Source organism: Sphingomonas sp. M6A6_1c (assembly GCF_053345135.1).
This window is the reverse complement of record NZ_JBKEZO010000007.1, coordinates 40,140-64,433: the sequence shown is the minus strand read 5'-3', so window position 1 is coordinate 64,433 and position 24,294 is coordinate 40,140. Positions and strand designations below refer to the sequence as shown.

The window sequence follows — 24,294 nt, the reverse complement described above, 5'->3', positions numbered from 1 at the left end:
GCCGTACCAACCGAGCATGGACCTGCCGTGGCACTTCAGCTCGGACGACACGCCGACCGTTTATCATTATACCTCGGTCACCGCGGCCAGGGCGATGGTCGAGACGCGCACGATCTGGATGTCCGAATTTACCGCGATGAACGATGCTTCGGAATTCGCGTACGCCCGCGATAGGCTCGTCGCCCTGCTCACAAATGGCGAAGTTTACGTCGAAACGCTTGCGCGCACATGTGTCGTTTTCGCACTCGAGGGCCTCACCGCAAACACCGGTTTGATGTTAGGATCTCTCACGGCACGGCGGGACGATCTCGGTCAGTGGCGCAGCTATTCCAATAACGGTGCAGGTTGTGTGCTCGGCATCGATGCCCGTTATCTCGAGCACGAAGCAGGCGTCGCGATCCGCATGGTGCTGTATGAGGAAGCTCTAGTCGACAAGATGCTACGCACCGCTCTCGAGGTCGTGCAGGCTCAGGCTGAGGAAGCGCCCAGCGACCTAAACGAACTGATGGACTTTGCGCATCGCCTCGTCGCCGATTTGTTCAACATCAAGCATCCCGGCTTTGCAGATGAACGCGAGGTCCGGATCGCGCGCATGCTGATCCGCCAAGGCGACGGCAGCTTCGAAGATGTCGGAGGAAATCGAACCGATTGCGGTAAAGCACCGGTACTGCCGGTCGGCACGAGGACCGGCGCTTATGGCGAAACACGCTACATCGCCTTGCCGCTGAGCCACGAAGACGGATCGAGCGCGATCGTCAGCGCTGGACTTGGTCCGACGATGAGCATTTCCGACGCCGCCACGCAGGGAGCCTATTTCGCCAGCTACGGCCTTAATGTCTGGCGATCTACTCTACCCTACCGCATCTGATCGTCTCGCCGTGCTTGTACTTCGATCATGCCAGCAACCTCTTCATCGCCATGAACGACCGTTCGAAGTTGGGGAGCGCGCCGGGGGCGCAGAATGTCCGAAGCTGGGTCATCTCAGCCTAGCGAGCAAAAGTCGATCGCTGTTCGCCGATTTAGCATTCGACGCGGCATCCCAAAACCACCAATCTAACTACTCGCGGCAGTCCCGTTTCTCCGTGTCCGGCGGGCAGTTTCGGGAATATGCAATTGGAAACAGGTTTTGGGAAAACGGCTGTATTAGGAGGCAGCCGGAACGTGGGCCTGACGGTACTGTCCCCCTGAACCTTCCCAATCGGGAAGGCTGATCGTTCAACTTACCACGACGACCGCCCGCATCAGCGCGGTATCCCGTTCGGCTTGATTATCGGCAATCCGGGCCGGCACGGTGATATCGGGCATGATTCCAGCATCCGGCTGCGGTGTCCCAGGCCAATAGGCGATCAGCGGCAGATCGACCTCGACGCCTGATGCCGGCAACCCGACGAAGAAGAAGGCACCGCCGTTGATGCCACGGCGGTTGCCGCCGGTCTGCTCACCAACCAGCGTTCCCAGCCGCTGACGCTGCATGAGGCCTGCGAAGCCGAACGTGGCCGAAGCGTTCTTCGGGCCGACGAGAACGGCGACCCTGCCGGCGAACCGGCGACCGTTGGGTTGGATAGTGTCGGTGTCGGAAGCGTCGCCGGGACGGGTCAGAGTATAGAAGCCGCTCGCGTCTGGGCCGATCGCCGACGATCCCCAATCCTTGAAGCTGCGGTCCCAGGTCTTGAGGTAGGGAGCCAGCCGGTCGGGTATCTTGCGATAACACACATGGCGGGAATAGCTGTCGGCGGTCAGGGGCGCTTCGATCAGGCGGGCGACGATCGCGGCCCCACAATCGAGCCCTCCGCCGTTGTTGCGCACGTCGATGACGATGCCCGAGAGCTGGCGATCGACCGCGGTGTCCAGGCTGGTGTCGATGAAGCCCTGCCAATCCCATTTCTCATGGAAGACAGCCCAGGTCGGCATGGTCAGGATGCCGACTTGGCCGCGCACCTCGAACGTCCAGCCATAGGGAGAATCCTTGGAGGGATGGCGCAACGCCGCATCGCGCGCTGCGGCCGTCATCAAGGGGCAAGCGATCGTCTCGGCTCTGCCGGCGATCCGCACCACGACACGGGCTGAGGGATCGGACGATGGGAACAGCAGCGTCCGTAGCACGTCGAAGGTCGGCTGATCGGAATCGCCGGGTATGCCGAGGTCGGCGACCTTGCGCGCATCGTTGCTGCCATCGGTGCGGGCATAAGGGAGCATCTTCGCCAGCATATCGCGTGCGCGGATACCGTCGATCGCGACGACCTCGCTTCCGATCGGTAGATGACGTCCGCTGCCGAGATCGGCGGTGACGATCATGCGTCGGTCCAGCCATGCGAAGGCAAAAGGTAGCCGGTCGGGCTTGCCGAACAGCGCCGATGTGACGGCCGGCGTCTGGTTGGCGGGATTGGGAAAGCTGTGACCGCACCGGACGCTTGCGGTAAACGCCGACAGCGCCAAGTAGAAGTCTCCCAGCGTATGAGGCGTCGCGGCGAAGCGATCGAGGCGCTGGCGCTCGCGCTGGAAGTTCGCCGGGATCAGATAGCGATAGAGGCCAGGATGCAGGCTGACATAGGCGTCGCACAGGATGGCGATATCTGATCGCATCGCCGCGGGTGACAGCAGCGTATCGTTCGCCGTGGCGGGAGCGGGCAGGAAGGCGGTTGCGACCAAGCCCGACGCTCCCGTCAGAAGGTGCCGCCGATCAAGGTGTATCATGGTCTTGCTCCGAGCGGATGTGCCCAGAGCCGGTGCCGATTCCGGTCAGTTGGTGCGCTGCAAATCCGGGCGTTCCGCATCATTCTTGTCGGTTGAGACGCGACGATAGACCGAAGGCGTGACGCCGAACCGCTCCTTGAAGACGCGGTTGAAGGTCGCCTTCGATCCGAAGCCGGCATCGATCGCGAGCGTCAGGATATCGCCATCGGCGCCGTCCCGCAGGCGGGCGGCGACATGCTCGACGCGCAGCCCGTTGATCGCCTCGGCGAACCCCAGCCCCAGCCCGTCATTGAGGCCGCGGGACAGATAGGCGGTGTTGGTCCCCAGCCTGCGAGCCAGCTCGGCGAGATCGAGTGCCGGATCGCGCCACCATCCATGCGTTTCGATCCGGTCCATCCACCCGGCCGCGATCGGCCGCCAGTCGCGCTCGATCGGCTCCACGATCGGCTGCGGTCGGGCGTCCGCCTGTCGCCAGCCCTCGATCGCCAGGTAATTGCCGACGACCGCCAGCACGACGTAGAAACCGAACATATCGAAGTAAGAGAGCGGCGCAATCAACGCATCCGCGATCAGGTATCCCGTCCGCACCGTCACGATCGCGGCATAGGCGATCAGCACGGCTTGCGCGCGCCTTGCCGCAGCGAGGTCCGATCGGCGCGCCAGCAACCAGCCTCGATGGCGGCGCAAGGCGCGGAGCCCAGCGGCAGCATATCCGATCATCGATGCGATTAGCAGCGCCGCCAGGATCGGGTCGAGCCAGGGGCGTTGAACCTCTCGGTCGAACTCTCCCCGCAGATCGAGCGGCAGGCAGAAGGCGATGGCCTGATAGGCAAACTGGGCCACCGGCAACGCGGCGTGCCAACGGGGTATCGGGCGATCGAAGATCAGGGCGTTCAGGTGCGCATAGAGCAATGGCCCCATCGCCAGAGGAACGGCGAACGGCGCGAACGAAAGCCACGGCCATCGATCATACAAACCTGCATAGCCGATAGTGAACGGCGTCAGCACACCACACAGGACGATCAGCAACGCTCCGAGAGAGCGTCGCGCCATCCCGCCCCGCCCGATGATGGCGGCCGCCAGCACCAGCATCTGTGCCTCGAACAGACCGAGGATGAGGGACATGGGACCGATGTTCACACGACTATCAGCCCCGCTTCACCGACAACGTCAATGGGTGATCGAGGTGGACAGGCGCAGGCGCTATAGTTCTCGAAATACGAGGCTGGGCGGGTTGCGAGAACGCTGACGTTTTCTCTTTTCTCGATTGTTTTCGGGACAGACGGTGCCGCGCTATGTCGGCTACTGCCACCGGCGTTCCCCTAAGTGGTTGTTCCGCTCTCCACAAAAGGCGAACGTTCGGTCATTCAATTTTGCGGTGGAAGAGGCACCTTTCCCAAGGTGAACGAATGGCAGAAATCAGGACGCGTTAATGTCGCGCCGAATGTCTGCAATTGGGTCTTTAGTTCTTGGTCATCACCGTCTCCTTCGCCAGCCAGGGTGGCAGTACGATGCGACTGATCGAGGAGGCGGGATCGACCGTCATCTCGACAAGTTTACCGTTGCGAAGGACGGCACTGACCCGTGTTGAATGCGGCGCGCAGAGGCTGAAGTCGACATCCCAATCACGGGGCCATGCCGGAAAGAGATGAATTGCGTTGCCGGGTGTCTGCATCAGCATCTCCTGCAGCCCAATCATACCAGACCCACCCCAATTGTGGTCCGGCGCCCAGTCGTGGCCGGGGCCCCAGAAAGTTGGATACCGCCGCCCGCTGTCTTCCATCTTGCGCTCGGTGAGTCTCGCCGCCTCGTCGGTCAGCCCAAGGCGAGCGCAGAAGATTGCGTCCTGATGCCAGCTTTTGACGTCTTTTTGAGCAGGCGTATCGACGCCGTAACGCCATGTGTCGACGGCAAGCTGAAGATTTGGCAGGCCGACGCCATATTGATTGTAGGGGAAAACAGGATAGAGCTGCGGGATCTCGACATTCTGGATGCGGTCCCATGCTTGGGCGGGTGCAAGGACTCGCCGGTTGCCGATCACGCGCACGGGCAGGGGCGGCAGCGTGGCGCGCATTGCGCGATAGCGATCGCGCAGAGGCGCACCGATCATTCGATCCGGCAACGCAAGCAGAGCCGCCAGTACCGCGTCGAGCCCAGCGATGGTCACGGCCGAGTTCGTCGCGTTCTTATACGTCTCGCACGCCGTTCCCGGGAAAAGCACCAGCTTGCTGTCTTCGTCCACCTCGCGTCCGGACACACGGGCATGCTCGCGCCGGTAATGCTCGTCAAAAAACACGAGGCAGCTGTCGATGAAGGGAAGATCGCCGGACGTATCTGCACCGTTAAAGCGGCCGACCTCCAGCATCATCAGGCAAAATTCGAGCACCGTATCCCAAAGATGATCGACAAACGCACTATCCTCCACGCCCGGCATGCGCGCCGCTGGAGTGTTCCAACTACGGTGCCAACCCCATTCTTGGCCGCAGCAGAGGCCGAAATTTTCGATTTGCTCGACAAAGCAGGCTCCCTTGTGACCCCAATAACTCTTGGTCCGCAACTCGGCCGTCCGTTGGAGGCGACGGTAGAAATCAAGTTGCGGGCGCATCATATCGGCATCGCCACTCTTCAGCATTGGCCAATGAACCAGCCGCTGGTTCTGGGCAGTAAACTCGCCGCCGCCCCACGCGCGGTAATCGGGTGACAGGCGCAGCTTGGGATCAGTATATTCGGGGTCGACGGTGAAATTGCCGCCATTGAATTTGGTGGGCCAGTGCGCGCGCGCATTAGTGCCAAGCTGATGGCGAAAAAGCTGATAGTTGCGTCCGATCCGCCAGGCCAGATCCTCCGGTCGGGCAGGGCCGGGTCGAAGGACGATCCAACTGCGTTCCCAAAAGGCGCGCCACCAACGCCTGCTCCGCGTGCGGGACGCTGCCGAACCGGGCGCGTTCTTGGCAAGGCGGCGCAGGCCGAGCATCCAATCGTCCCGCGTGTCGGTCTGGGCAACGTGGCAGTGGAGGCGAAGGGCATGGCGTTGCCGCGGGCGTTGGCTCGTCAGGCGCCAGCCGGTGAAGTCGGTGCTCGCGTAGCGGCCTTGCGTTGTGCCGGCCGGAACAAACCCGTATCCGTGCAGCAGCACACCAAATCCTAGCCCGGCCAGCGGGTTCCAGAGCTTATCCTTGACACTCGTCAAACCCTGCTGCTCGACCAAAAGGTCGAATACGGTGGGTGTGCTGTTGCGATGCATGCTGATGACACCGCCATCTGCAAAGGTCACTTCGTCGGCGTGTTGGCGCGGCGTAACAGGCGCGCCGTCGTATGAGCGGTGCATCGACACTTCGGCCGGCAGATAGTCACGGTCCCGTGTCCGCCACGTCTCCCACGTCGCGATCACACCTACAGGCGTGCCGCTCTGCACCATTATGTTGACGAGCGGCGTATCGACATCCGCCCAGATCGTTATGGTCACCTTCCCGCACGTCACGGCGATTTCACCGTCGATGAGGTTCAGCCGCTGCTCGAAGGGAACATCTGCGCCAAAGGGCGAGGGATCAAGCCGCAGTCGAACGCGCCCGAGTTTGAGGTAGCTATTGGTCTCGTCAAAAGCGCCACTGCGAGCAACGTAGAATAGGAGGTCGTCGCCTTCGACCCAGACGTTTAAGCCGATGTCGCCTGCACCGCACGGCATAGAGTCGCCTGCATGCCGGCTCCTCGTCGTCCAAACCGGATCATAGGCCGACATGCGAACCGCGGCAGCGTGCGAGACCGACTGAGACGCGACGGGTGTCGAGTGCGACGTGCCGACGATCGCCGCCGCGGCCAGCTGCTTCAGTGATTGGCGCTTCTGGTGATCCACGTCACCAGTGTCGCACTTGCTGGAGGCACGGGCAATCGCACCCTGAACAAACGGCAGCTAAGTGGAGTCGGCGACCACGCGTCGATCGTCTTCGATTGGGTCTCCTCAGCCGCGGAGCGGCTGACCGCCGCACGGCCCATCTTGGCCGTTCCCAGTGCCCGTCGCTTTCCCGAAACTTGCTGCTTTGGGAAGCTCGCGGCTTTCCCATTTCTCCGTCTCCACCTAGCCGTTTTTGAAAGCGTATTCGGGAACAGATTTGGAAAAGCGGGTGCCCCGGACGCCTGTGGGTACGATCGGCGCAGCCTCTTTCCCATGTCACGTTCCCTTTTGGCAAAGTCGGAAAGTGTATCCGTGGTGCTGCGGACAGGTCATTACGATCTTTCGGTTATATGCCACAGCACTCCGGAAGGATCGTGGACGAAGCCGACCGTCAAACCCCAAGGCTGAACCGCAGGAGCTGTTGGGGCTGGCGCGCCAAACCGTTCTGCAACAGCTGCGGGATTATGGCGATGCCACCATTCCCGGCAGTCTGAAACCACCAGCTGCACCATGAAATTCTCAGCCAGCTCCTTTACATAAAAGTTCTGAAGGAGGAAGCTCGCGTCGCCGTTCGACATGACGGCGATGCTGTCGTCAGCATATTCGACCAAAAAGCCCAAGGCTTCGTAGAACGATCGAGATCGGCCATGATCGTGCGCAGGGATAAATGGGCGTAGCATACTTATCCTCTAAGCTCTCAAACCCGTGTCGGGTTTAATGACCATAGCCTGGCTTTGTCGATTCCCCCATCGAGTCATACAGGCGAGACGGCATTGGCAAAACTCGATCCTTTCGAGAAATTTGGCGTGCCGTCGGGCGGTGGGAAATGCGTGAGGCATGAGCCCGCCTCGACATGAACGAAGGTCCGATGTTGGGGCGCGGAATCTTTCACCTGAACGTCCAAAACTGGGTCATTACTACTTTTGGACGCCAAGCGGGTTGCAGGCTCTGGCCTCCGATCTGATCGTCGACGCCGCCCGCGTTAGCGGCGCATCACCGCCATGAGTGTAAGTCCCAACCGGGCAGCGAGCAGGGCGGACGAACGTGCAGCATCATCTCGGTCGGGAACATATTCCGCGATAACTGCTCCGACTATCGTGCCCCGCGCCATGAGACCGTCGAACAGAGCAACCATATCCTCATAGTCGAGGCCTCCCGGCGTCGGCATCGCTACGGCAGGGAATACGGCCGGGTCTAGACCGTCGCAATCGATCGAGAGGACGAAGCGACCGCCAGGGGGAAGACGATCCAGAGCGGCATTGACTCCATCCCGAAGCCACTGCCGACTGGTGATCAGCTTGCTGCCCCAGGCGCGAGCATCGTCATGCTGCCACACTTCGCCGCTGCCAAGGCCCCGAATACCGATTTGCAGCATACCTTCGACCCACGGCAACTCAGCGGCCCGACGCATCGGCGAGCCATATCCCATATTCTCCCCGCGGATTTCGTCGGCCCAGTCGACGTGGGCATCGACCTGCACGATCGTGACCGGACCATGTCCATCAAACCCGGCGAGGACGGGAATGGGCACGGAATCGTCTCCACCCAAGACAAGGGGGAACGCGCCCGCCGCGAGGATGCCGGCTGTCGCTGCCGTGATCCTGCTGCGGTTGCCGACGGCATCGCGGACACGCGTTTTGACATCGCCCAGATCTCTGCCGACCCATTTGATGGGGCGCTCTTCGGATAGCAAGGTTCGTCCTGTATCGAAGTCGTGCTGCTTGAGTTGACCAGCCAAGGCCTTCGACGCGGCTCGGATCGCGCCCGGTGCTTGTGCCGAATGGCTGGCGACAGCAGCGTCATAGGGTGTGGCCTCACTCGCGCCGAAAACCGCAACCTGCCCCGGTGCCAGATCGTCGAGCCGTCCAACAGGAAGGCCAGCGAAGGTCGGATATTCGAAATCAACAGCTTTGCTCATCAGCAACTAATGATCTCGCGCGAATCTTGTTGCGCACATGAGCCACGCCTCGTCAGCAATGAGCCGCTACCGACACCAGAGCTCAGATGAATGATCCGCCGACCCAGGAATGCGTTTAACGACGCGGAGCGGCCGCTGATGGTCCTATCACCCCGAGACAGCTATCTTCATGTCGTTACTCGTGGCCCTGATCGAGGACGTTGGCTCGTGCTCAAAACTTTCCGGCGCAAACGACAATAGCCAATTGCTTTGTCGTCGAAATGTTGTGCATACACAACGTATCGTAGCGAATCGGGTATTTGAAGCTATGCATAACAGGATTGCGGTCTTCCGCGCCGAGCATGGGTTGTCGCGTCGGCAGCTCGCGGAGGCTGTGGACGTCAATCCGCAGACGATCGGGTATCTTGAGCGTGGCGATTACAAGCCTAGCCTTGAGCTTGCCCTCAAGGTCGCAGGGGTGTTCAACGTGCCTGTCGAGATGATCTTCTCGCTCACCCCGTTCGAAGCGATCGCAAGTAGCCTGCGGCGGATAGGAGTGGAGCAATGAGCAACCGGCAGCATCGTTTTCTCACATGGCTAGATCGCTCGGTGATGTGGACGGGTGTGCCCGCCATGGCAGCGGGAACACAGCGCAAGCGCCACCTGCGTTGGCCCCCGCTGCTGGCCTTGTTGGTTGCCAGTGCTGGGTTACTCTGGTGCGTTTTTCACCCGGGCCGCAGCTACTGGATTGGCTATTCACTGATCATGGTGGGCTTTTTCGTCGCCATTCTCATGCCAAACTGGGGGCCACTGCGTCGCTTCAGCGAGCGTGCGGACGAATTCGAGCGCCAGCAGCGGCGCGACTCTTTTCTCGTTGGATTTGCAACAGTGGCAGTGGCTGCGTTCGCAGGAATATGGCTCACGGTTGGCCTCCTCGCGATGCAGGTGTGGTCGACCCTTGTTGCTCAACAGGAACTTACCGCGCTCGCTTTTTACATGATGGCGTTGTTCAGTGCAGTGCCGACGCTTCACGCTAGTTGGCGCACGCGCCCGTTCAACGACGAGGAATAGCGCTGCTTACGACGGCTGACGAACGATACAGACCAGTCGCTTTCCCCATTAATGCGCTGCGTTCACTTAGGACGGCAGCTGCAGGCCTTCCGCTTCCGTGATGAACGACTGACGGAAGTTGGGAAGGGAAGAGGCAGCCTTGAATGACCGGATATGAGTCGGAGCTGCTGCCGGCGCGCAACTCGTGCCGGATGACAATCTGAGTCTCACCCGGTCGCATTGAGGATCACGGCGACTGTCTCCTCCGGCATGTCCCACATTGGAAAGTGACCGCTGCGCTTGAACCAGTGGAGTTCTGCCCCGGGAAAGGCTGCCTTTGCTCGCGCCGCCTGCCTAGGCAGGCAAAGCCGGTCGTGCCTGCCCCACCCGATGACAACGCGGCCGGTGCCGGGTGCGGCGGGGCCGGTCTGCTCAGGCCCCGTCGCTAAGTTGTCGACCAGTGCGTCGAACGTTGGCGTTATGCTCAGACCGTCCAGTTCCGTTGCGACGATCTCGCCGTCAAGTGCCCAAGGCCGCGCGGAGAGCTGAGCGAGCAGCGCCGTGCGCGACGCAGCGTTCCGGCTCAACGCCGGCAACGTTGGCCGGATGGCTCGCAGCAAGCGACTGGAAGCGCCGATGGTGGTCTTGAAGAAGGTCCGCTCCCAGCCTCGCCAGAAGCCGCCAGGATCAAGCGCGACCACGTTGCCGACAAGTCCGCGCCGCGCGAGCTCGAGCACGATCCGCGCGCCCATTGAACTGCCGACGACATCGACGCCAGACAAGCCGGCGCTCTCGATGTATCGCTCGACGCTGCCGACCAAACCGTCGAATGTCCCGCTGTCGGACTCCGCGGGAGTGGTGCCGTGACCCGGGAGATCGATCGCGATCACCTTTCGCGTTGCGCTGAGTGGCTCCAGGACCGTGCTCCACGATCGCCAACTGCCGCCAAGACCATGAATCATGAGCAGCGTGCGTCCGGTACCGCGCTCGATTTTGTTCATGCCGTCTCCGTATTGTGGCTGTGAGAAGTGAAACGAGCACGGCCACTTCGCAGGCTTGGCCGTCCTCCAATGGGCGTTGGAGACCGACTTTCCTGACGAAGCGGCATCGAAGGAGATATTTTCATTAGCGCGCGGTCTGATCAACGATCGCCAGACCTATTCGATCGTCATGCCCTGCGTCGGAAGTTCGGCAAGAGAGCGAAGCTCATGAACGGGACAGCCATTGTGCTGACCGCGAAACTGCGTCGACATCTCGTAGGTCGGCTTGCGGGCACGGTTGACGCCGCCAATCGGTTGATGGGCAACGAGCCCGTGCCACGGGCTGAATGATACCGCCTGTTCCTGGTGCTCGCTGAGCCCGCGTTCCCAGCCGAGCTGCGCGCGCACGGTGAGCCGGGCGACCGCTACGTACGGGCTCTCCTTCTCATCCCAGACCACCGAGGAGTCCTCGACCGGCATCTTCTCGAGATCGGTGCAGAGCTGCACGCGTAATTCCCAGATGCTGTCCTGCTCGATCAGCACCTGCCCCATGTCCTCGCGAAGCGCGTTGGGGCGGCCGGACGCGTCGACCTTGCTGCCGGCGAGCTCGGTGAGATTGGGCGACACCGGCGCGACCGAGATCTTGGCGATGTAGCCGCCATGCCGCAACGGCACCTGGGTGTAGTATGTCTCGCCAAGGGGGTGAGTGTTGGGCGCGCCGCCCAGCGTCTGGATCGTCGGGGTCTGGATGCCGACCGTCTCAAGCGCTGCGTCGACGGTCTGTAGGACTGCGGACAGGCCCTTCTTAAGCCCCTCGCCGGAGTCCGTCGTTTTGGCGAGCATCTTGAGGTTGGCGAGGAACGCCTTGGGCGTAGGGGCCGCGAACGCCGGACCGTTGACCAAGATGAAGTCCTGCGTGGTGTCGGCCTCCGAACCCGGCAGGCGGTCGCCCGAAACGCCGAACAGCTTGACGGCGAGCCCGCGGGGCACGCTGATGCTGTCGTCGAGGATATCGCCGGGCAGCGTCGAGAAGCGCAACAGCGCGTCGTAGCTGCCGGGCGTCGAGAACAGACCCTGAGCGAGAGCCGGCGCGATGCCGGACAGCACCTCCAGCTTGCCCTTGACGATCGCGTGACCCTTGGCGTGCACGCCGCGCACCGCAGTGCCGTAGTCCTTCGCCGTCTTCTCCTGAATCAGCCGCAACTGCTCGTTCAAGCCCTTGATGGTCTCCGCTTCGTCGTCGGCCCGCACCTCGACGTTCGGCGTGAAGGCAACGGGCGAGCGGTGGAGATCATTGGACATGGGCTGGACCTTCTGCGAGCGTGAGTTTCGATGAAAACCGTGCCCCGGCCGGATCGGGCTCACGCAAGTAGCTGATCTAGACGATCAGTGTCATTGATCTGGACGATCGGAGACCTGCCGAGACACGTACTGGGATGAGGCCCTGATGTTTTCGCCGTCTGGACATGCCCGGTAGTCTGCAGGTCCGCAGTCATACGCAGCGCGGAAGGCTCGCGAGAACGGCCTCGGGCCGGCATATCCTGCGGTCTGCGCGATCACCTTGATCGGCAGGTCGGTCGTTCGTAGCAGCCGTGCCCCAATGCGGAGCCTAGTCTTCTGCACGAAGTCGATCGGACCCTGCCCGAAAGTCTTGGAGAAGTGATCCGAGAACGAGGCACGGCTCATGCCGGAGAGCGAGGCCAGGCTGTCGACCGTATGAGGAGCCGCGGGGTTGCCGATGATGGCGGCGAGCGCTTTGGAGAGGCGAAGGTGGAACGTTGCTCCTCCGGAGAGTTCCGTCTGCCGTTCCCAACGATCGCGCAGTAGTGCAATGAGCCCTTGCTTCATCAAGGCTTGGCACATCGCCTGAGTGCCGAACCCAGCGTGGGTGATCTCGTTCGCCATTGCATCGAACACGCTCGCAGGGATGACGCCCGTGACGATGTCACCCGCAATCGGTGCTCGGAGCAGGTCGAAGAAGCCCAGGCCGCCTTGGTAGGGTGCCGACAAGGCTCCGCACAGCATCAGTGTATCGTCGGCGCCGCTTCCAGCGGTGAACTCGACCAGGCCGTCTCCGAGCACCGCACAACGATCAGCGGCTTCGCGGACCTCGGCGAGATCGCTGACCTCGCCCACCCAATGCTGCTCCGAGGTAGGGACGATCAGAACGCTTGATTGCGAGAACGGGATCGGTGGTGACGCGCCGACCTGCAGATGACCGGACCCACGAAGCACGAAGTGGACGGTCACCGCATCGAACGCGGGAAAGGTCATCCGCCATCCTGTCTGGATCCGACATACCGAGAACGCGTGCGGGTCGACGTCGATGGTGGTCAGGAGCTGGTCGAGCGAACGTTTCACGAAGTAGCCCTACCGCATACGCACCTCCGCGGACACTGTTTGCATCCTGATGCAGCCTCGCTCGGGAGACCGTGAAAATGTCGCCGGTGTGCAATTACTGGCCGAACGGGCGACCGCTTCCGGGAAGAGGGCGAGCACGCTTGAACGTCCGGCTATGGGTCAAAAGCCTACGGGGGTAGGAAGCCGGCTGCCTTAGATTGGAACCAAAAACATGTGGCCGTTGGCGTGCATCACCTGTCGCACGCATCTTCTTGCCACAGGTGATGCTTTTATGGACACTCAGGCCCTGTCGATTGCCTGTCCCATCAGCCCGAAGATGGCATTACGGGCATGTAGACCAATGTTCATTTTGCTGCCGTTGCTTCTATTTCGACGAGGAATGCCGGTCCTGCCAAGGCTGCGACCTGCACCGTCGAGCGCGCGACCGTCGTCGGGTTCTCTGCAGTGTTAAAAAACTGCTTGAAGCCATCGTTCATGCCGGCGAAATCCATCTTGCCGCCCATTTTTGGATCGCCAGCGACGAAGACGGTGAGTTTGATGATGTCACGCATCGCGAAATCATGTTCGGCCAGAATTGCCTTGATCTTGGCAAGTACGCTGAGCGTCTGCGTCTTGGTGTCGCCGAAATCGGCGATGGTGAGTTGGGCTGGCGGCAACTTCTTCGTCGGGTCGAGCGGTGCGGCCAACTGGCCGCTGAGATAAAGGGTGGTCGCGCCGGGCTTTACCGTCACCGATTGCAGGATCAGGCCTGCCGGGGCGCTGGCATGTTTGACGACGGTCTGGGCCGCCGCCGGGTTGGTCAGGAGGGCGACCGCGGCGAGCGCGGCTCCCATTATGCGCGTCTTCAAAGCCATTCTCCCATGATCCTCGTGTCAGAACGATACGTTGAGGCGAGCGTAATAATAGCCGCCATTGATGCCGTAGGGGCTGAAGGTCAGCGGCGCGTCGAGCACGTTGCCGCCGTTCACCAGCGTCGCATTGGTGGTGCCGGGAACGAGTGGCACAATCGGCGGGCGCTTGTTGAAGACGTTGTTGGCCCCCAGCGAAACGCCGAGATCGGGCGTGATGTCGTAGGTCAGCTCGATGTCGCCGATGAACGCGGTGCCGATCGTCTGTTTATAATAGGTGCCGCCATCGGGTGTCAGCTTGGCTGAACTCTTGCCATAGACCGTGCCGCGCAGCGTCGCCGAGACTTTGTCGATCGTGTACAGGAGCGAGGTGATCACCTTCACCTTGGGCGAGGCGTTTTCAATATTGCTCTGGGCGCCGGCATCGAACAGCGGAATGGCAATGCCGGTAACGGGATTGGTCAGCGCGGCGGGCGCGGCGATCAGCCGGGTGAGCTTGGTCTCGTTGTAATTGCCCGAGATCGTCCAGTTCGCCTTGCCGTAATCATCGAAGTCGGTGACGTAGCTGACAACCAGATCGACGCCGCGCGTGCGGGTGTTGGCGCCATTGGTGAAGATATTGATGCCGGTTTGGCTGACGGTGGGATCGAGCACGTTGCCATTGGCGATGATCGCCTGTGTCACGATCGGGAAGTTGACCGCACCGCCGCTGCCGTAGATCGAGCCGGTGCCCAGGATGCGATCGCGGATCTTCACCTGATAAGCGTCGAGCGTAATCGTCAGTCGATCGACCGGACGAATGACCGTGCCGAGCGAATAATTGGTCGACTTTTCTGGCTTGAGGTTCTGGAAGCCGATCAGCTTGGCCGCCGCCGAATTGGCGGGCAATTGCACGAAGGCGGCGGTCGGCGAAACGTTGGTCGCGGAATAATAGGATTCGGCGAGCGTGGGCGCGCGGAAACCGGTCGAGAAGGTGCCGCGTAGCGCGAACTGCGGCGAAAAGTCGTATCGGCCGGTGCCCTTGTAGATGAACTTGCTGCCGAAGTCGGAATAATGTTCGTAGCGGCCGGCAACGTCGACCTTGAGGCCGTCGACCGGATTAGCAGCGATATCCACATAACCCGCCGCGGATTCGCGGCCGTTGATACCAGCGTCCGACGGGCGGAAGCCCGGATAGGATTGGCCGCCCTCCTTGTAGATCGAGGCCGGATCGCCTGAGCCGATCTGGTAAACGTTTTTACGATATTCGCCCCCGAAGGCGAGGTTGATCGGAGTGGCGAGCCCCGCGTCGATCTCGTGCGTGACGTCCGCGTTGACGGTAAATTCGGTCGATTTGAAGAAGCCGTCGTAGAAGCTGGTGGGCGTGAAGCCGGTGTCGGCGTAAAGCGAGGCGTTGGCGGAATCGACGGTGTAGATCGCGTTTTTGTCCTGGCCGAAGGTCGTCGACAGATCATAATGGAAGGTGTCCAGAATGCCGCGGATGCCGCCGGTGAACGCCATATCGTCCTCGCGGATCTTCTCGCGCGGGCTGAAGCCGTTGACCGGCGTGTCGCCCTCGGGGTCGAAATAGGTCGTCACCCCGGCGACGGTGCGCGACACGCGCGTCGGCACGCGCACGTTCTCATAGGCGCTGGCGATCCGCTTCGAATAGGTGCCGAAGCTGTAAATCTCGCCGCCGCCGAAATCATAGGCGGTGTTGTATTGCAGGTTGGTCAGCCGCGATTGGGCGTCGCCGTTGATGCGGTTGACATAGGGGAAGCGGTCCATTCCTGGGTAGAGCTGCTGCTGGATCGCGCTCAGCGACGGGTTGGACGTGCCGGTGAGCAGATTGCCGTTGCTGTCGGTGACGCGACGATCGAGACCCCCGATCTGGGTGAAGTCGTGGAAGCGATGGAAGGCGGTGATGTTGAGGTAGCCGGAGTCGCCGATCTTGGTGGCGACGTGCAATGTGCCGGCATAGGTGTCACCGCCGACATCGTAGTTCTTGCCGGCGGTGACATAGCCGTCACCCCCCTCCTTGTCGTCCTTGAGAATGATGTTGATCACGCCGGCGATCGCGTCCGAGCCATATTGCGCCGCGGCACCGTCCTCCAGCACTTCGATCCGCTTGATCGACGACGGGCTGATCAGGTCGAGGTCGGCCGTCGCGGCACCCTGGTAAGGGCCGCCGAGCACGGCGAGGTTTGACGTGCCATGCCGGCGCTTGCCGTTGACCAGCACTAAAGTGTGGTTGGGGCTGAGCCCGCGCAGTCGCGCCGATAGGGTGAGATTGGCGGTGTCGCCGCCGAACGCCTGCGCGGTGAACGACGGCACCAACTGGGTGAGCACCTGGTTGAGATTGGGCTGGCCGACGTGGCTCAGCGCATCGGCGTCGAGCACCTTGATCGGTGCGGCGCTCTCCGCGGCAGTGATGCCGCCGGCGCGAGTGCCGGTGACGATGATGTCGCTGTCGTCCTGCTGCGGTTCGCCAGCCACGAGCGGTGACGGCGTCGGTTCGACCGGCGTCGCGATCGGGGTCAGCGTTTGACCGTTCGCCGCCGTCGTAAGAGCGATGAAGAGCATGGCCGCGATCGCGGCACGTGACGTTCCGATATAGAAACTCATGGTCAGCCCCCAGATGTTGTCAGGTTGGCCTCGCCATCCCCTCCTCAGACTGCTTTTATTTTACACAGTTCTTCATTCTCTAAGCTGTCGCTCCGAGTTATCTATCTCAGTGGTCTAGTCCCTTGATTATTTACCTGCATACCCCAATTGCAATTTGTTGTTTGACTGATGCTCCGGTTGAAGAGCTTTTCTCTGGGAAATGTGGTGCATCGTCACGACAAGGACTTGTTCATCGTGACGAACGGCACCGCGATCCCACCACAGATCTGCGTCTGTCTTATTGTCGCGCCATAGCCGTGAGCGGCATAAAAGGGTTCGCCGGGCAGGGTCGCCATCAACGTCGCGCGGCCGAAGCCTGCGGCCGCCGCCGCGGATTCGCAGGCAGAAAGCAGCGCCCGCCCGACGCCGCGTCGCGCCTGGTGCTCTGCGACGAAAAAGGCGCGGATCCGGGCGGCGTCCGTCGCCGGATCGAGCAGCGCGCTGGATCGCCGTGCGAAGCGATCGCCGCCGAACAGGGTCGCTCGCCGGCTCCAGCCGCCGCAGCCGGCGAGCGCGCCGTGCCATTCCGCCATGAAATAGCTGCCGTCGTCGACCAGTTCGCTGTCGACGCCGAATACATGCTCGATCGCCGCCTCGATCTGGTCGGCATCATAATAAGCCCGACTGAGCGCGCGAGCCGATCGAGCGATCAGGGCCTCCAATGCGGGAATATCGGGCGGCGTCGCCGCGCGCAGGCTCAGCGCCTGGGCGACCAGCGTCATGCGGCCCTGCGACGGACCGGGCCGACGAGCGCCTCTGCCGAGACGCGGCGGGCGAGGGCAAGCACCTGCGCCCGCGCCGATTGAATGCCGCCCTCCTGCCAGCCGGGTGTCTGACTGAGTGCCGCGCTGGCGAAATAAATGCGACCTTCCGGCGCCTGCAGCAGGCGAAAGGCGGCAGTATCGATATGGCCTTCCTGACGGCCATTGGCGCTGCCCGCGTTCCAGTCGGGCCATGGCCCCAGACTGTAGGGGATCTTGTGCCAGTTGACCGCGAGGCCGTTGACCAGATCGGCGCCGTGGCCGGGATGGAGCTTGTCGACGACGCCGCGCGAGAACGCGATCTGCTCCGCGATCGGTCGCTTCTGGAATTCCGCCGCGGTTGGCCCGGAGGAATAGCAGCCGAGCAGCATGCCGCGCTCACTGTGCAACCCCGCGGACGGGTACCAGATCAGCGTCGTCGGCCCGCCGACGAACGAGATGCCGCCGTAGATCTGTTCGCGCTCCCAGAAGCGCGGGCTTTCGAAGGCGACCTTGTTCGAATAATCGTATTGAACGTTGGCGATCGTCGTCTTTAGCTTGGCCGACAGGTTGGTGTCGATCTTGGCGAGCACCGGGAAGGGGATGGTGCAGATCAGATAATCGGCCACGACCGTCTCGACCGCGCCGCTCGCAGTGTCTCGATAGATCACTTCGACGTCGCTGCTGCGCTGACGGATGCGCGTGACCTCGGCGCCGCGCAGTGCCGGACGACGCAGCGCATCGTCCATCGCCGCGTGAATTCGGTCCATGCCGCCAACCGGTTCGAACATCGTCGCCTGCATGTAGAGATTGTCTTCGAACAGGGTCATCGGCAGCCGCTGATTGGCAAGCAACTGGTCGAGCGGCATTGCCGTCGACGGCGAGGCGAAGGCAACGCCCGCGCCCGGCGCCGAGCCGAAGCCGGAGCGTTCGGTCCCCGCGAACGATCCATCCTCGCCGAGGTCGCCATAGGCTTTGATGAACGGCAGCAGCTTCTCGCGGTCGACCGCGGTCAGTTCGGCATCGAGCGACCCCTTGCGGATCGCTTTGGCAAGCAGTTCGGCAATCCGTCCGCGCATATCGTTAATCGCGGTCCGCATGCGAATCTTGGAGCCATCGTCCGCCATGACATAAGCGGAACGACTGGAATTAACCTCTACTTCGATCGGCACACCGAATTTCTTGGCATAACCGAGCAGCCCTTGGTGAAAGCTGGGTATGCGCGCCGGCCCAGCGTTGAAATAGACGCCGTCCGAAAATTTGGCGGTTTGCGTATCTTCGCCGTTCATCTCGATCGTGTCGCCGTCGCGGACTGTCCAGGCCCTCCCGCCGACCCGTTTGCGTGCTTCGAGCAAAGTGACGAGGAAGCCGGCCTGTTCCAGCTCATAGGCGGAGGTCAGGCCGGCGATACCGGCGCCCAGTACCACGACGTGCCGCCCGCGGCCCAGCGTAGGCACGAGGCCGCTCATGTCCTGCGCCTGTGCGGTGCCGGCGAGCCCAAGTGCCTGTATTGCGCCGAACGTCGCGCCCAATCCTCCAGCCATACCTAGCCGGGTCAGAACCATTCTGCGTGTCACCATGAAGAGCGTCCCCCTGGTCGCAGCACACTGCGAACCCCGCCCCGTCGGCGGCAGACACCCCGGACATCCCGCTCCGATACCCGCAACGCTTATGCGCGCCCACGGCGATACGCGAAACAATTAGATAAATAATGGTACGTGCTGTGTACGATTCTGATTAAACCAAAGATTTTCTTGCGCTGCAACAAGTTTGTCATCTTGAGGTCAGGAAGCTGGCTCTGTCGGGCTTCGTGGTGCATGGGCACAGCCATGAGCGGGTCGCGGCTCTCAAAGCGAGCAGACCGGCTCTAGATCCGTCGACTTATGTTTCGGGATAGGATGCCGATATGGCAGCGACAGCATCAGGGCTGGTGATGGGATCGATTGGATCGCGGGCGGCGTCAAAGGCCTACGGGCACTCAGTCGCTGCATCGCCGAACGCATCACGATTATAGTGGCGCGGATGACGTCGACATTCACGAGCAGGGCAGTGTTACGCCGTCATCAACCAACAAAAATAATTGCGTTGCCGCATTAACGGCGAAAGGAATCCGACTGCTCACATCGCTAATCTCGCCCAACCGTTTGTCACTGTGCCCGCTCGTTCGGAGAGCCTCGCAGCCTGCGGCTCACCGTCGTACATCAGCGTGAACAAATGGCTGAAGGTTGGTCGCGGGTAGGCCTGCTCAATGATTTATACTGGGGCCCAGCTGCCAACGTTTTGACTGTCTGCTTCCGGCCACGATCCGAAATTCCCGTTTTACCATCGGTTGCAAGCCAGTTTAGTCGGGCAGTTTGCCAACCACTTTCATCCACCGACTCCGCGTGCTCGGATTGTCTTCGCTTCGCTTGCCCGGTAAATCGCGTGTGTCGAGCCAGTCGCTCTGCCAGCTTTCGATGGCAAAATGGCTGGCGGGATGAAACCGATAAGGATTGTCGAAGCTGCCTACAGTCAGGTCCAGCCCGGGTGCCTCGCTGTCGGCGAACTCGAAGGTCAGTGGTGTTCCACAGGCCGAGCAGAACCCTCGATTGGCAATAGGCGAGGATGCATAGCGATCGGGCTCACGTGTCGTCCACGTCAGGTCAGTGCGGCGAACACCTTTGAGTGCGATCGACACGCCGCCCGTCGCGCGCTGGCACATCCGACAATGGCATAGGTAGGCTTCGTCGCTGTCGATCACGACAGCATATCGGACCCGACCGCATTGGCAGCCACCCGTCACCGTATCTGTCATCATCATGCTCGCAATGTCCGTGTGCCACGGTTCTGTGCCCAATCCGACCCGACGGCAATCCACCTATTCACTGCCATTCCTTGTCGGCGAACCGATGGTCGTTTCTTGAGACTTTTTGGAACGGCCGGCGTGCCGTCGGGCGGGGGCAACGGCTTGTGCATCACCTTCGCCTCGGGACATGAATGAATGTCTGAAGTCGGGAGGCGGGTAGGACCCTGTGAATGACTGAGATTGGGTCGAATAGGATACGTCTATCGCTCCCACTAGCGGGAAGTCAGTTAGTGCTAGAGGCCAATCAGGCCGGTCGCGAGGATCAGGGCGGCGTTTTCGCTTGTCTGCCCTTCGTTCGAACCCCAGGAGCCATCCGGGCCGCAAGCATCGACGAAGCAACGGGCCGGCGGAGTGCCGCGGGAGATCAGGGCCTTGAGCAATGGATCGACGCTGTCCGGCAGATGGTTTGCACCGCCGCTGGCCCATCCCGGCATCACGATGCCCCAGACGCGGAACGTCCAATGATAGGGCCGGCTGACGCTGTGCTGGCCCTGACCGGTGACGAAGCTGAGATCGAGCGAGTTGCATCCTAACACATAGTCGATCAGCCGCTGCGCGGTTGTGCGGAACCGCTGCTGGAGCGTCAGTTCGGCGGCGAACAGGCACAGCACGGCGGCGTACAGGGCTGCCTCGTTGGAGCCCCAAAAGTAATCGTCGGGGTTGGCAGAGAAGCCGTACGGATCGGCCGCGACCCGATCAACGATCAGCTCGGCGGCGGTGGCGATCACTTCCCCGGCCGCGTCACGGGCCGGGCTAATGCTGCGCGCAAGGCTCATCGCACCGAGCAGCTGCGGCGCCTGCCACGACACCGGAAAGATGCCGACGGCCCCTAGCCGCGCGGTCGCCTGCTGCGCTAGTTGCGCATCGTTGGTCGCCGCCGCCATAGCGAAGGCGCCCCAGGCGATCTCCTGCCGCGGATCGGGATCGAGGTAGTTGACGTCCTTTCCCAACATCGCTGGATGGGTTTGAAGCCACTGCCACGCACGCTGCGCAGCAAGACGACAGCGTCCGGAAAAGCCACGATCAAAACTCGAGAAAACGCGGGCGGCCTGCAGCATCACGCCGGTGAAATTGCCCGCGTCTAGGCTCGTTGCTCCATAGACGAAGCGCGGGAAGGTGTCCTGCTCCGGGGACCCCGAAGCAAAGTGATCGTTGGCGTCGATCTTGTGCAGCACAGACCCGTCCGAATTCTGCATCTTCAGCAGCCATTCAAGGCCCCATCGCGCTTGCTGCAAGAGATCGGGCATGCCGCGATAGGTCTGTGGCACCGCGAGCACGAGGTTGCGTGCGGCATGGGGCCTTAGCTCGTGGAGCCACATCATACAGCTAGCGCTCATCGCCGCCATGTGAGACCATTTTCCGTAGTCGCCGGCATTGTACCAGCCACCGGTCAGATCCCGCTGGGTGCCGTCGACCTGCATCCTTGCCTCAGTTAGATGCCCCGCGGCGTGGCGGATGCCGGTTACGGGATCATCGTGCCCGACGTTGGCGCGGATCAGATAAAAGGCGCGCGCCGCATCACGAACAACCGGCGCGTAGACCGCATCGCTGATCTCGAACGGGTGCGATACGGTTGAACCGGCACGGACCCGATAGCGCCCCGGCGCCCTGAAGGCGGTGAAATCACCGACTTGGACGTGTTCGCCCGTCGTGCGCGTCAGGTCATGAACCGTGGTATCCACCCGGCCTTCGAAAACCCTCGTCCCGTCGAGCGTTTCGATCGAGAAGGTTAGCGGCTGTGCTCGCTCTGCGCTGCCGCCAAGCACGAACCTTTTGGCTGCGTCGGGCCGGAAGCCAACTTGATTGAGGCGGGGGGAGAGGACGTCCTGCTTTCCTGCGACGCATCCGGTCGGCAGGAAGGTGCTGGTCAGCAGGCCCGCGGCAGCCTTCATCGTCGTTCTGCGGTTGAGGGTCGCGGTCAACACGTCCTTCCTTTTCCGAGCGGCGGCGTGCGCGCTGCTCCGCACTGCAGTCACATCTGCCGCTCCTCCAATCCAAAACGAAGTCTGACACGATCGATCGGCCGACGCCAGTAGTCGGCGACGCGGTGGTGGCGCCCATTGCTGATGAGGTCCATCGCTTGCAGCGATGAACAAGCGGCAGGTTGTTCGATGCCGACGAATGCGCTGAACGACCATTATTGGGTCAGAGCGGCGGTGCGGGTCAGTGTTCGGCACCGAGACCGCTTCTTGTTCCTGCGCGGCGCCGTAGCAGATAGCGGCATCACACTCCTCGGCAACGGTAACGGCGAGAACCAACACGTGAGCACGTGACAGTGCCGACATCGCTGCCTAGGCTGCTAGCCACGGCCCGAAACGCGGCCGGGTGAGGAGAGGCTGCCATGGCCCGTCGTATCGCAGTTCTTGCCTGTGCAGCTGCCGCTCTGCTCGGGGCCAAGGCGCCGCTGGGTCCGCGTCCAGGCATCACCGGCATCTCGCACCTGGCTGTTTATGCTCGGGACATGGCAAAGTCCGAGCACTTCTACACGCATGTGCTGGGCGCCCGGAAGGGCGCGGACCCCGAGAACCCGGCCGGCGTCCGCTACTATCTGAGCTCGCGCCAGTTCGTGGAGGTGCTACCCGCACCCGCCGGACAGGGGCTCAGCATGCTGGCGCACGTCGCCTACGCGACAACGGACGCGGCGTCGCTGCGGGCGTGGCTGGCCGCGTCAGGCGTCTCTGGCCTCGGCGCGATGCAGCGCTCCACCGAAGGGGATCGTTGGTTCGCCCTGCGCGATCCAGAAGGCAACGGGATCCAGTTCGTGCAATCCGCGAGCGCTGACGCCAACGCCGTTCCCGGCGCGATTAGCGGGCGCATCATCCACGTCGGCTACGCCGTCCATGACCGGGCCAAGCAGGACGGGATGTACCGCCGCCTGCTCGGCTTCCGGCCGTACTGGTATGGCGCTTTCGAGCCCGACAAGGTCGATTGGGTATCGCAGCAGACGCCCGACGGTCGGGACTGGCTGGAATACATGATGATCGGTCCGGGATCGGACGTGCCGCTGACCAAGGTCGACGCCCGCCAGTTGGGCGTACTTAACCACCTATCCTTGGGTGTTCCCAACATGCAGGCCGCCGTCACGACGCTGCACGGGGAAGATCGCCTGAGCCCGCGTCACGACGGTCCACAAATGGGCCTGGACGGCAAGTGGCAGGCCAACCTCTACGACCCCGACGGTACGCGGATCGAGCTGATGGAGTTCCAGCCTGTGACCAAACCGTGCTGCTCATCCTTCAATGCCGAGAGCCCGACCGGATAGGTGCTGGCGACGTTAAACGAACGGCAGAAAGACGGAGCGAGGAAACGAGGTTCGAGTAACCGCTTTGGGTTCCAATATCCTAGGCCGCTCGTACGCCGTCGCTAGAGAGATGCGGCTTCTGGGCCTTAATGTCACGCGAGGGCGCCAAGCCAAACAGCCGGGCGTACTCACGGCTGAATTGCGATGCGCTCTCGTAGCCGACGGCATAGCCTGCAGCGGCGACGTCCCGCCCTGCGACGATCAGCCGGCGGGCTTCCTGAAGTCGCAGGCTTTTCTGGTATTGCAACGGGCTCATCGCAGTGGCGGTACGAAAGTGGCGATGGAACGAGGCAGGGCTCATGCCTGCCGCCTCCGCCAAGGCTTCGCTGCGGATCGGCTGATTGAACCGATCGCGGATCATCGCGATCGCGCGGCGCACCTGCGAGAGGCGGCTGTCCGCCCGTGCGATCTGGCGGACGATGGATCCCTGGGGGCCTTGCACCAGTCGGTAGAGGATCTCGCGTTCGTAAAGCGGCGCCAGCGCGGCGATATCTTGCGGCGTGTCCAATAGGCGAAGGAGCCGTAGCCACGCGTCGAGCAGATCGGCTGTGACCGGATTGACGGCGAAGGCTGGCTCGGCTGAGGGAAGCTCCGTTTCGACGTCCGTCAGCACCGACGCCAGTCGCTCGCTGTCGAGGTCGAGGCTGACCGCCAGATAGCGTTGATCCGGCAGATCCAGCTTGACGCAGCCCGAGGCTGGCAGTTCGACCGTGGCGATGAAGTAGCTGGCTGGGTCATAGCGGAGGCGGCGGTCGCCGATCGCAATCTCCTTGGCGCCGCTGACGATCAGCGCCGTCATCGGCTGGTAGACGCCTGCGACTGGCTGCGGCGCGGCGCCGTCCTTGTAGAGCGCCACGCGTGGCAGTGCACTGGGCTGGTAGCGACCGGCGGCATGCCGATCGACGATGGTGCACAGCCTGTCCAACATTTCGTCCATGCAGACAACGTGTGTCGGTCCGTCGCTCAAGACAAGGTGACTGATCGGATCAGGCAAGCTCTCGCGCGGATCGCGCATGCCGCACGCCAGCGGCATCCCATCTCAA

Annotated in this window: 19 protein-coding genes; 4 read left to right on the top strand and 15 right to left on the bottom strand. The window is 62.2% G+C overall.

Annotated elements, in window-relative coordinates; all coding sequences use genetic code 11:
• Positions 1-16 precede the first annotated feature (16 nt).
• Positions 17-868: a DUF2971 domain-containing protein gene (locus tag ACLBWH_RS15660; RefSeq protein ID WP_447799791.1), complete on the top strand. Its 852-nt coding sequence runs from the start codon at positions 17-19 to the stop codon at positions 866-868.
• Positions 869-1,215: 347 nt separating this feature from the next.
• On the opposite strand, the gene ACLBWH_RS15655 is transcribed toward ACLBWH_RS15660, so the two are convergent.
• The 5 genes from ACLBWH_RS15655 to ACLBWH_RS15635 form a co-directional block, all read right to left on the bottom strand.
• A complete protein-coding gene (locus ACLBWH_RS15655; protein ID WP_447799790.1) occupies positions 1,216-2,649 on the bottom strand; it encodes a S41 family peptidase in 1,434 nt (477 codons plus the stop codon).
• Between the two features lie 90 nt (positions 2,650-2,739).
• Entirely contained in the window at positions 2,740-3,819 is a 1,080-nt protein-coding gene (locus tag ACLBWH_RS15650) for a helix-turn-helix domain-containing protein (RefSeq protein WP_447799789.1), read from the bottom strand.
• Positions 3,820-4,156: 337 nt separating this feature from the next.
• Positions 4,157-6,547 carry a DUF5703 domain-containing protein gene (locus ACLBWH_RS15645; RefSeq protein WP_447799788.1) on the bottom strand — a complete coding sequence of 797 codons (2,391 nt, stop codon included), beginning with the start codon at positions 6,545-6,547 and terminating at the stop codon, positions 4,157-4,159.
• A gap of 371 nt (positions 6,548-6,918) precedes the next feature.
• Positions 6,919-7,266 (bottom strand): VOC family protein, encoded by a 348-nt coding sequence (locus tag ACLBWH_RS15640; RefSeq protein WP_447799787.1) that lies wholly within the window; start codon positions 7,264-7,266, stop codon positions 6,919-6,921.
• Positions 7,267-7,568: 302 nt separating this feature from the next.
• Positions 7,569-8,504: an arginase family protein gene (locus ACLBWH_RS15635; RefSeq protein ID WP_447799786.1), complete on the bottom strand. Its 936-nt coding sequence runs from the start codon at positions 8,502-8,504 to the stop codon at positions 7,569-7,571.
• A 181-nt stretch (positions 8,505-8,685) separates the two neighbouring features.
• Here ACLBWH_RS15635 and ACLBWH_RS15630 point away from each other — a divergent pair, with 181 nt between their 5' ends.
• Both ACLBWH_RS15630 and ACLBWH_RS15625 read left to right on the top strand, forming a co-directional pair.
• Complete coding sequence (locus ACLBWH_RS15630; RefSeq protein ID WP_322850933.1) at positions 8,686-9,051, top strand: helix-turn-helix transcriptional regulator; 366 nt, start codon at positions 8,686-8,688, stop codon at positions 9,049-9,051.
• Entirely contained in the window at positions 9,048-9,554 is a 507-nt protein-coding gene (locus ACLBWH_RS15625) for a hypothetical protein (RefSeq protein WP_322850932.1), read from the top strand. The genes ACLBWH_RS15630 and ACLBWH_RS15625 overlap by 4 nt, the downstream gene beginning before the upstream one ends.
• A 206-nt stretch (positions 9,555-9,760) precedes the next feature.
• Here the strand turns inward: ACLBWH_RS15625 and ACLBWH_RS15620 are convergent, their stop codons facing one another.
• From ACLBWH_RS15620 to ACLBWH_RS15580, 9 genes are all read right to left on the bottom strand, one after another.
• Entirely contained in the window at positions 9,761-10,534 is a 774-nt protein-coding gene (locus tag ACLBWH_RS15620; RefSeq protein WP_447799785.1) for an alpha/beta fold hydrolase, read from the bottom strand.
• 156 nt (positions 10,535-10,690) lie between these two features.
• Positions 10,691-11,815 carry a catalase family protein gene (locus ACLBWH_RS15615; RefSeq protein WP_447799784.1) on the bottom strand — a complete coding sequence of 375 codons (1,125 nt, stop codon included), beginning with the start codon at positions 11,813-11,815 and terminating at the stop codon, positions 10,691-10,693.
• Between the two features lie 90 nt (positions 11,816-11,905).
• A complete protein-coding gene (locus ACLBWH_RS15610) occupies positions 11,906-12,874 on the bottom strand; it encodes a helix-turn-helix domain-containing protein (protein ID WP_447799783.1) in 969 nt (322 codons plus the stop codon).
• Positions 12,875-13,218: 344 nt separating this feature from the next.
• Positions 13,219-13,728, bottom strand: coding sequence for a RidA family protein (locus ACLBWH_RS15605; protein WP_447799782.1), 510 nt, complete (start codon positions 13,726-13,728; stop codon positions 13,219-13,221).
• An 18-nt stretch (positions 13,729-13,746) separates the two neighbouring features.
• Entirely contained in the window at positions 13,747-16,284 is a 2,538-nt protein-coding gene (locus ACLBWH_RS15600; protein WP_447799781.1) for a TonB-dependent receptor plug domain-containing protein, read from the bottom strand.
• Positions 16,285-16,538: 254 nt separating this feature from the next.
• Positions 16,539-17,087 (bottom strand): GNAT family N-acetyltransferase, encoded by a 549-nt coding sequence (locus tag ACLBWH_RS15595; protein ID WP_447799780.1) that lies wholly within the window; start codon positions 17,085-17,087, stop codon positions 16,539-16,541.
• Complete coding sequence (locus ACLBWH_RS15590) at positions 17,084-18,805, bottom strand: flavin monoamine oxidase family protein (RefSeq protein WP_447799779.1); 1,722 nt, start codon at positions 18,803-18,805, stop codon at positions 17,084-17,086. Before ACLBWH_RS15590 ends, ACLBWH_RS15595 begins: the two co-directional genes overlap by 4 nt.
• A 641-nt stretch (positions 18,806-19,446) precedes the next feature.
• Positions 19,447-19,899, bottom strand: coding sequence for a GFA family protein (locus ACLBWH_RS15585; RefSeq protein ID WP_447800085.1), 453 nt, complete (start codon positions 19,897-19,899; stop codon positions 19,447-19,449).
• Positions 19,900-20,183: 284 nt separating this feature from the next.
• On the bottom strand, positions 20,184-21,872 hold the full coding sequence (locus tag ACLBWH_RS15580) for a glycoside hydrolase family 9 protein (protein WP_447799778.1): 1,689 nt from the start codon (positions 21,870-21,872) through the stop codon (positions 20,184-20,186).
• Between the two features lie 419 nt (positions 21,873-22,291).
• Between ACLBWH_RS15580 and ACLBWH_RS15575 the strand changes: the two genes are divergently transcribed.
• Positions 22,292-23,212: a VOC family protein gene (locus tag ACLBWH_RS15575; protein ID WP_447799777.1), complete on the top strand. Its 921-nt coding sequence runs from the start codon at positions 22,292-22,294 to the stop codon at positions 23,210-23,212.
• Between the two features lie 79 nt (positions 23,213-23,291).
• Here the strand turns inward: ACLBWH_RS15575 and ACLBWH_RS15570 are convergent, their stop codons facing one another.
• Positions 23,292-24,266, bottom strand: coding sequence for an AraC family transcriptional regulator N-terminal domain-containing protein (locus tag ACLBWH_RS15570; protein ID WP_447799776.1), 975 nt, complete (start codon positions 24,264-24,266; stop codon positions 23,292-23,294).
• Positions 24,267-24,294 lie beyond the last annotated feature (28 nt).

Excerpts from the sequence above, each read along its gene's own strand:
- ACLBWH_RS15635 (WP_447799786.1), bottom strand. The coding sequence starts at position 8,504 with ATGAGCAAAGCTGTTGATTTCGAATATCCGACCTTCGCTGGCCTTCCT.
- ACLBWH_RS15595 (WP_447799780.1), bottom strand. The coding sequence starts at position 17,087 with ATGACGCTGGTCGCCCAGGCGCTGAGCCTGCGCGCGGCGACGCCGCCC.
- ACLBWH_RS15605 (WP_447799782.1), bottom strand. The coding sequence starts at position 13,728 with ATGGCTTTGAAGACGCGCATAATGGGAGCCGCGCTCGCCGCGGTCGCC.
- ACLBWH_RS15615 (WP_447799784.1), bottom strand. The coding sequence starts at position 11,815 with ATGTCCAATGATCTCCACCGCTCGCCCGTTGCCTTCACGCCGAACGTC.
- ACLBWH_RS15625 (WP_322850932.1), top strand. The coding sequence starts at position 9,048 with ATGAGCAACCGGCAGCATCGTTTTCTCACATGGCTAGATCGCTCGGTG.
- ACLBWH_RS15575 (WP_447799777.1), top strand. The coding sequence starts at position 22,292 with ATGGCCCGTCGTATCGCAGTTCTTGCCTGTGCAGCTGCCGCTCTGCTC.
- ACLBWH_RS15640 (WP_447799787.1), bottom strand. The coding sequence starts at position 7,266 with ATGCTACGCCCATTTATCCCTGCGCACGATCATGGCCGATCTCGATCG.
- ACLBWH_RS15620 (WP_447799785.1), bottom strand. The coding sequence starts at position 10,534 with ATGAACAAAATCGAGCGCGGTACCGGACGCACGCTGCTCATGATTCAT.
- ACLBWH_RS15585 (WP_447800085.1), bottom strand. The coding sequence starts at position 19,899 with ATGACAGATACGGTGACGGGTGGCTGCCAATGCGGTCGGGTCCGATAT.
- ACLBWH_RS15600 (WP_447799781.1), bottom strand. The coding sequence starts at position 16,284 with ATGCTCTTCATCGCTCTTACGACGGCGGCGAACGGTCAAACGCTGACC.
- ACLBWH_RS15660 (WP_447799791.1), top strand. The coding sequence starts at position 17 with ATGGACCTGCCGTGGCACTTCAGCTCGGACGACACGCCGACCGTTTAT.
- ACLBWH_RS15650 (WP_447799789.1), bottom strand. The coding sequence starts at position 3,819 with ATGTCCCTCATCCTCGGTCTGTTCGAGGCACAGATGCTGGTGCTGGCG.
- ACLBWH_RS15570 (WP_447799776.1), bottom strand. The coding sequence starts at position 24,266 with ATGCGCGATCCGCGCGAGAGCTTGCCTGATCCGATCAGTCACCTTGTC.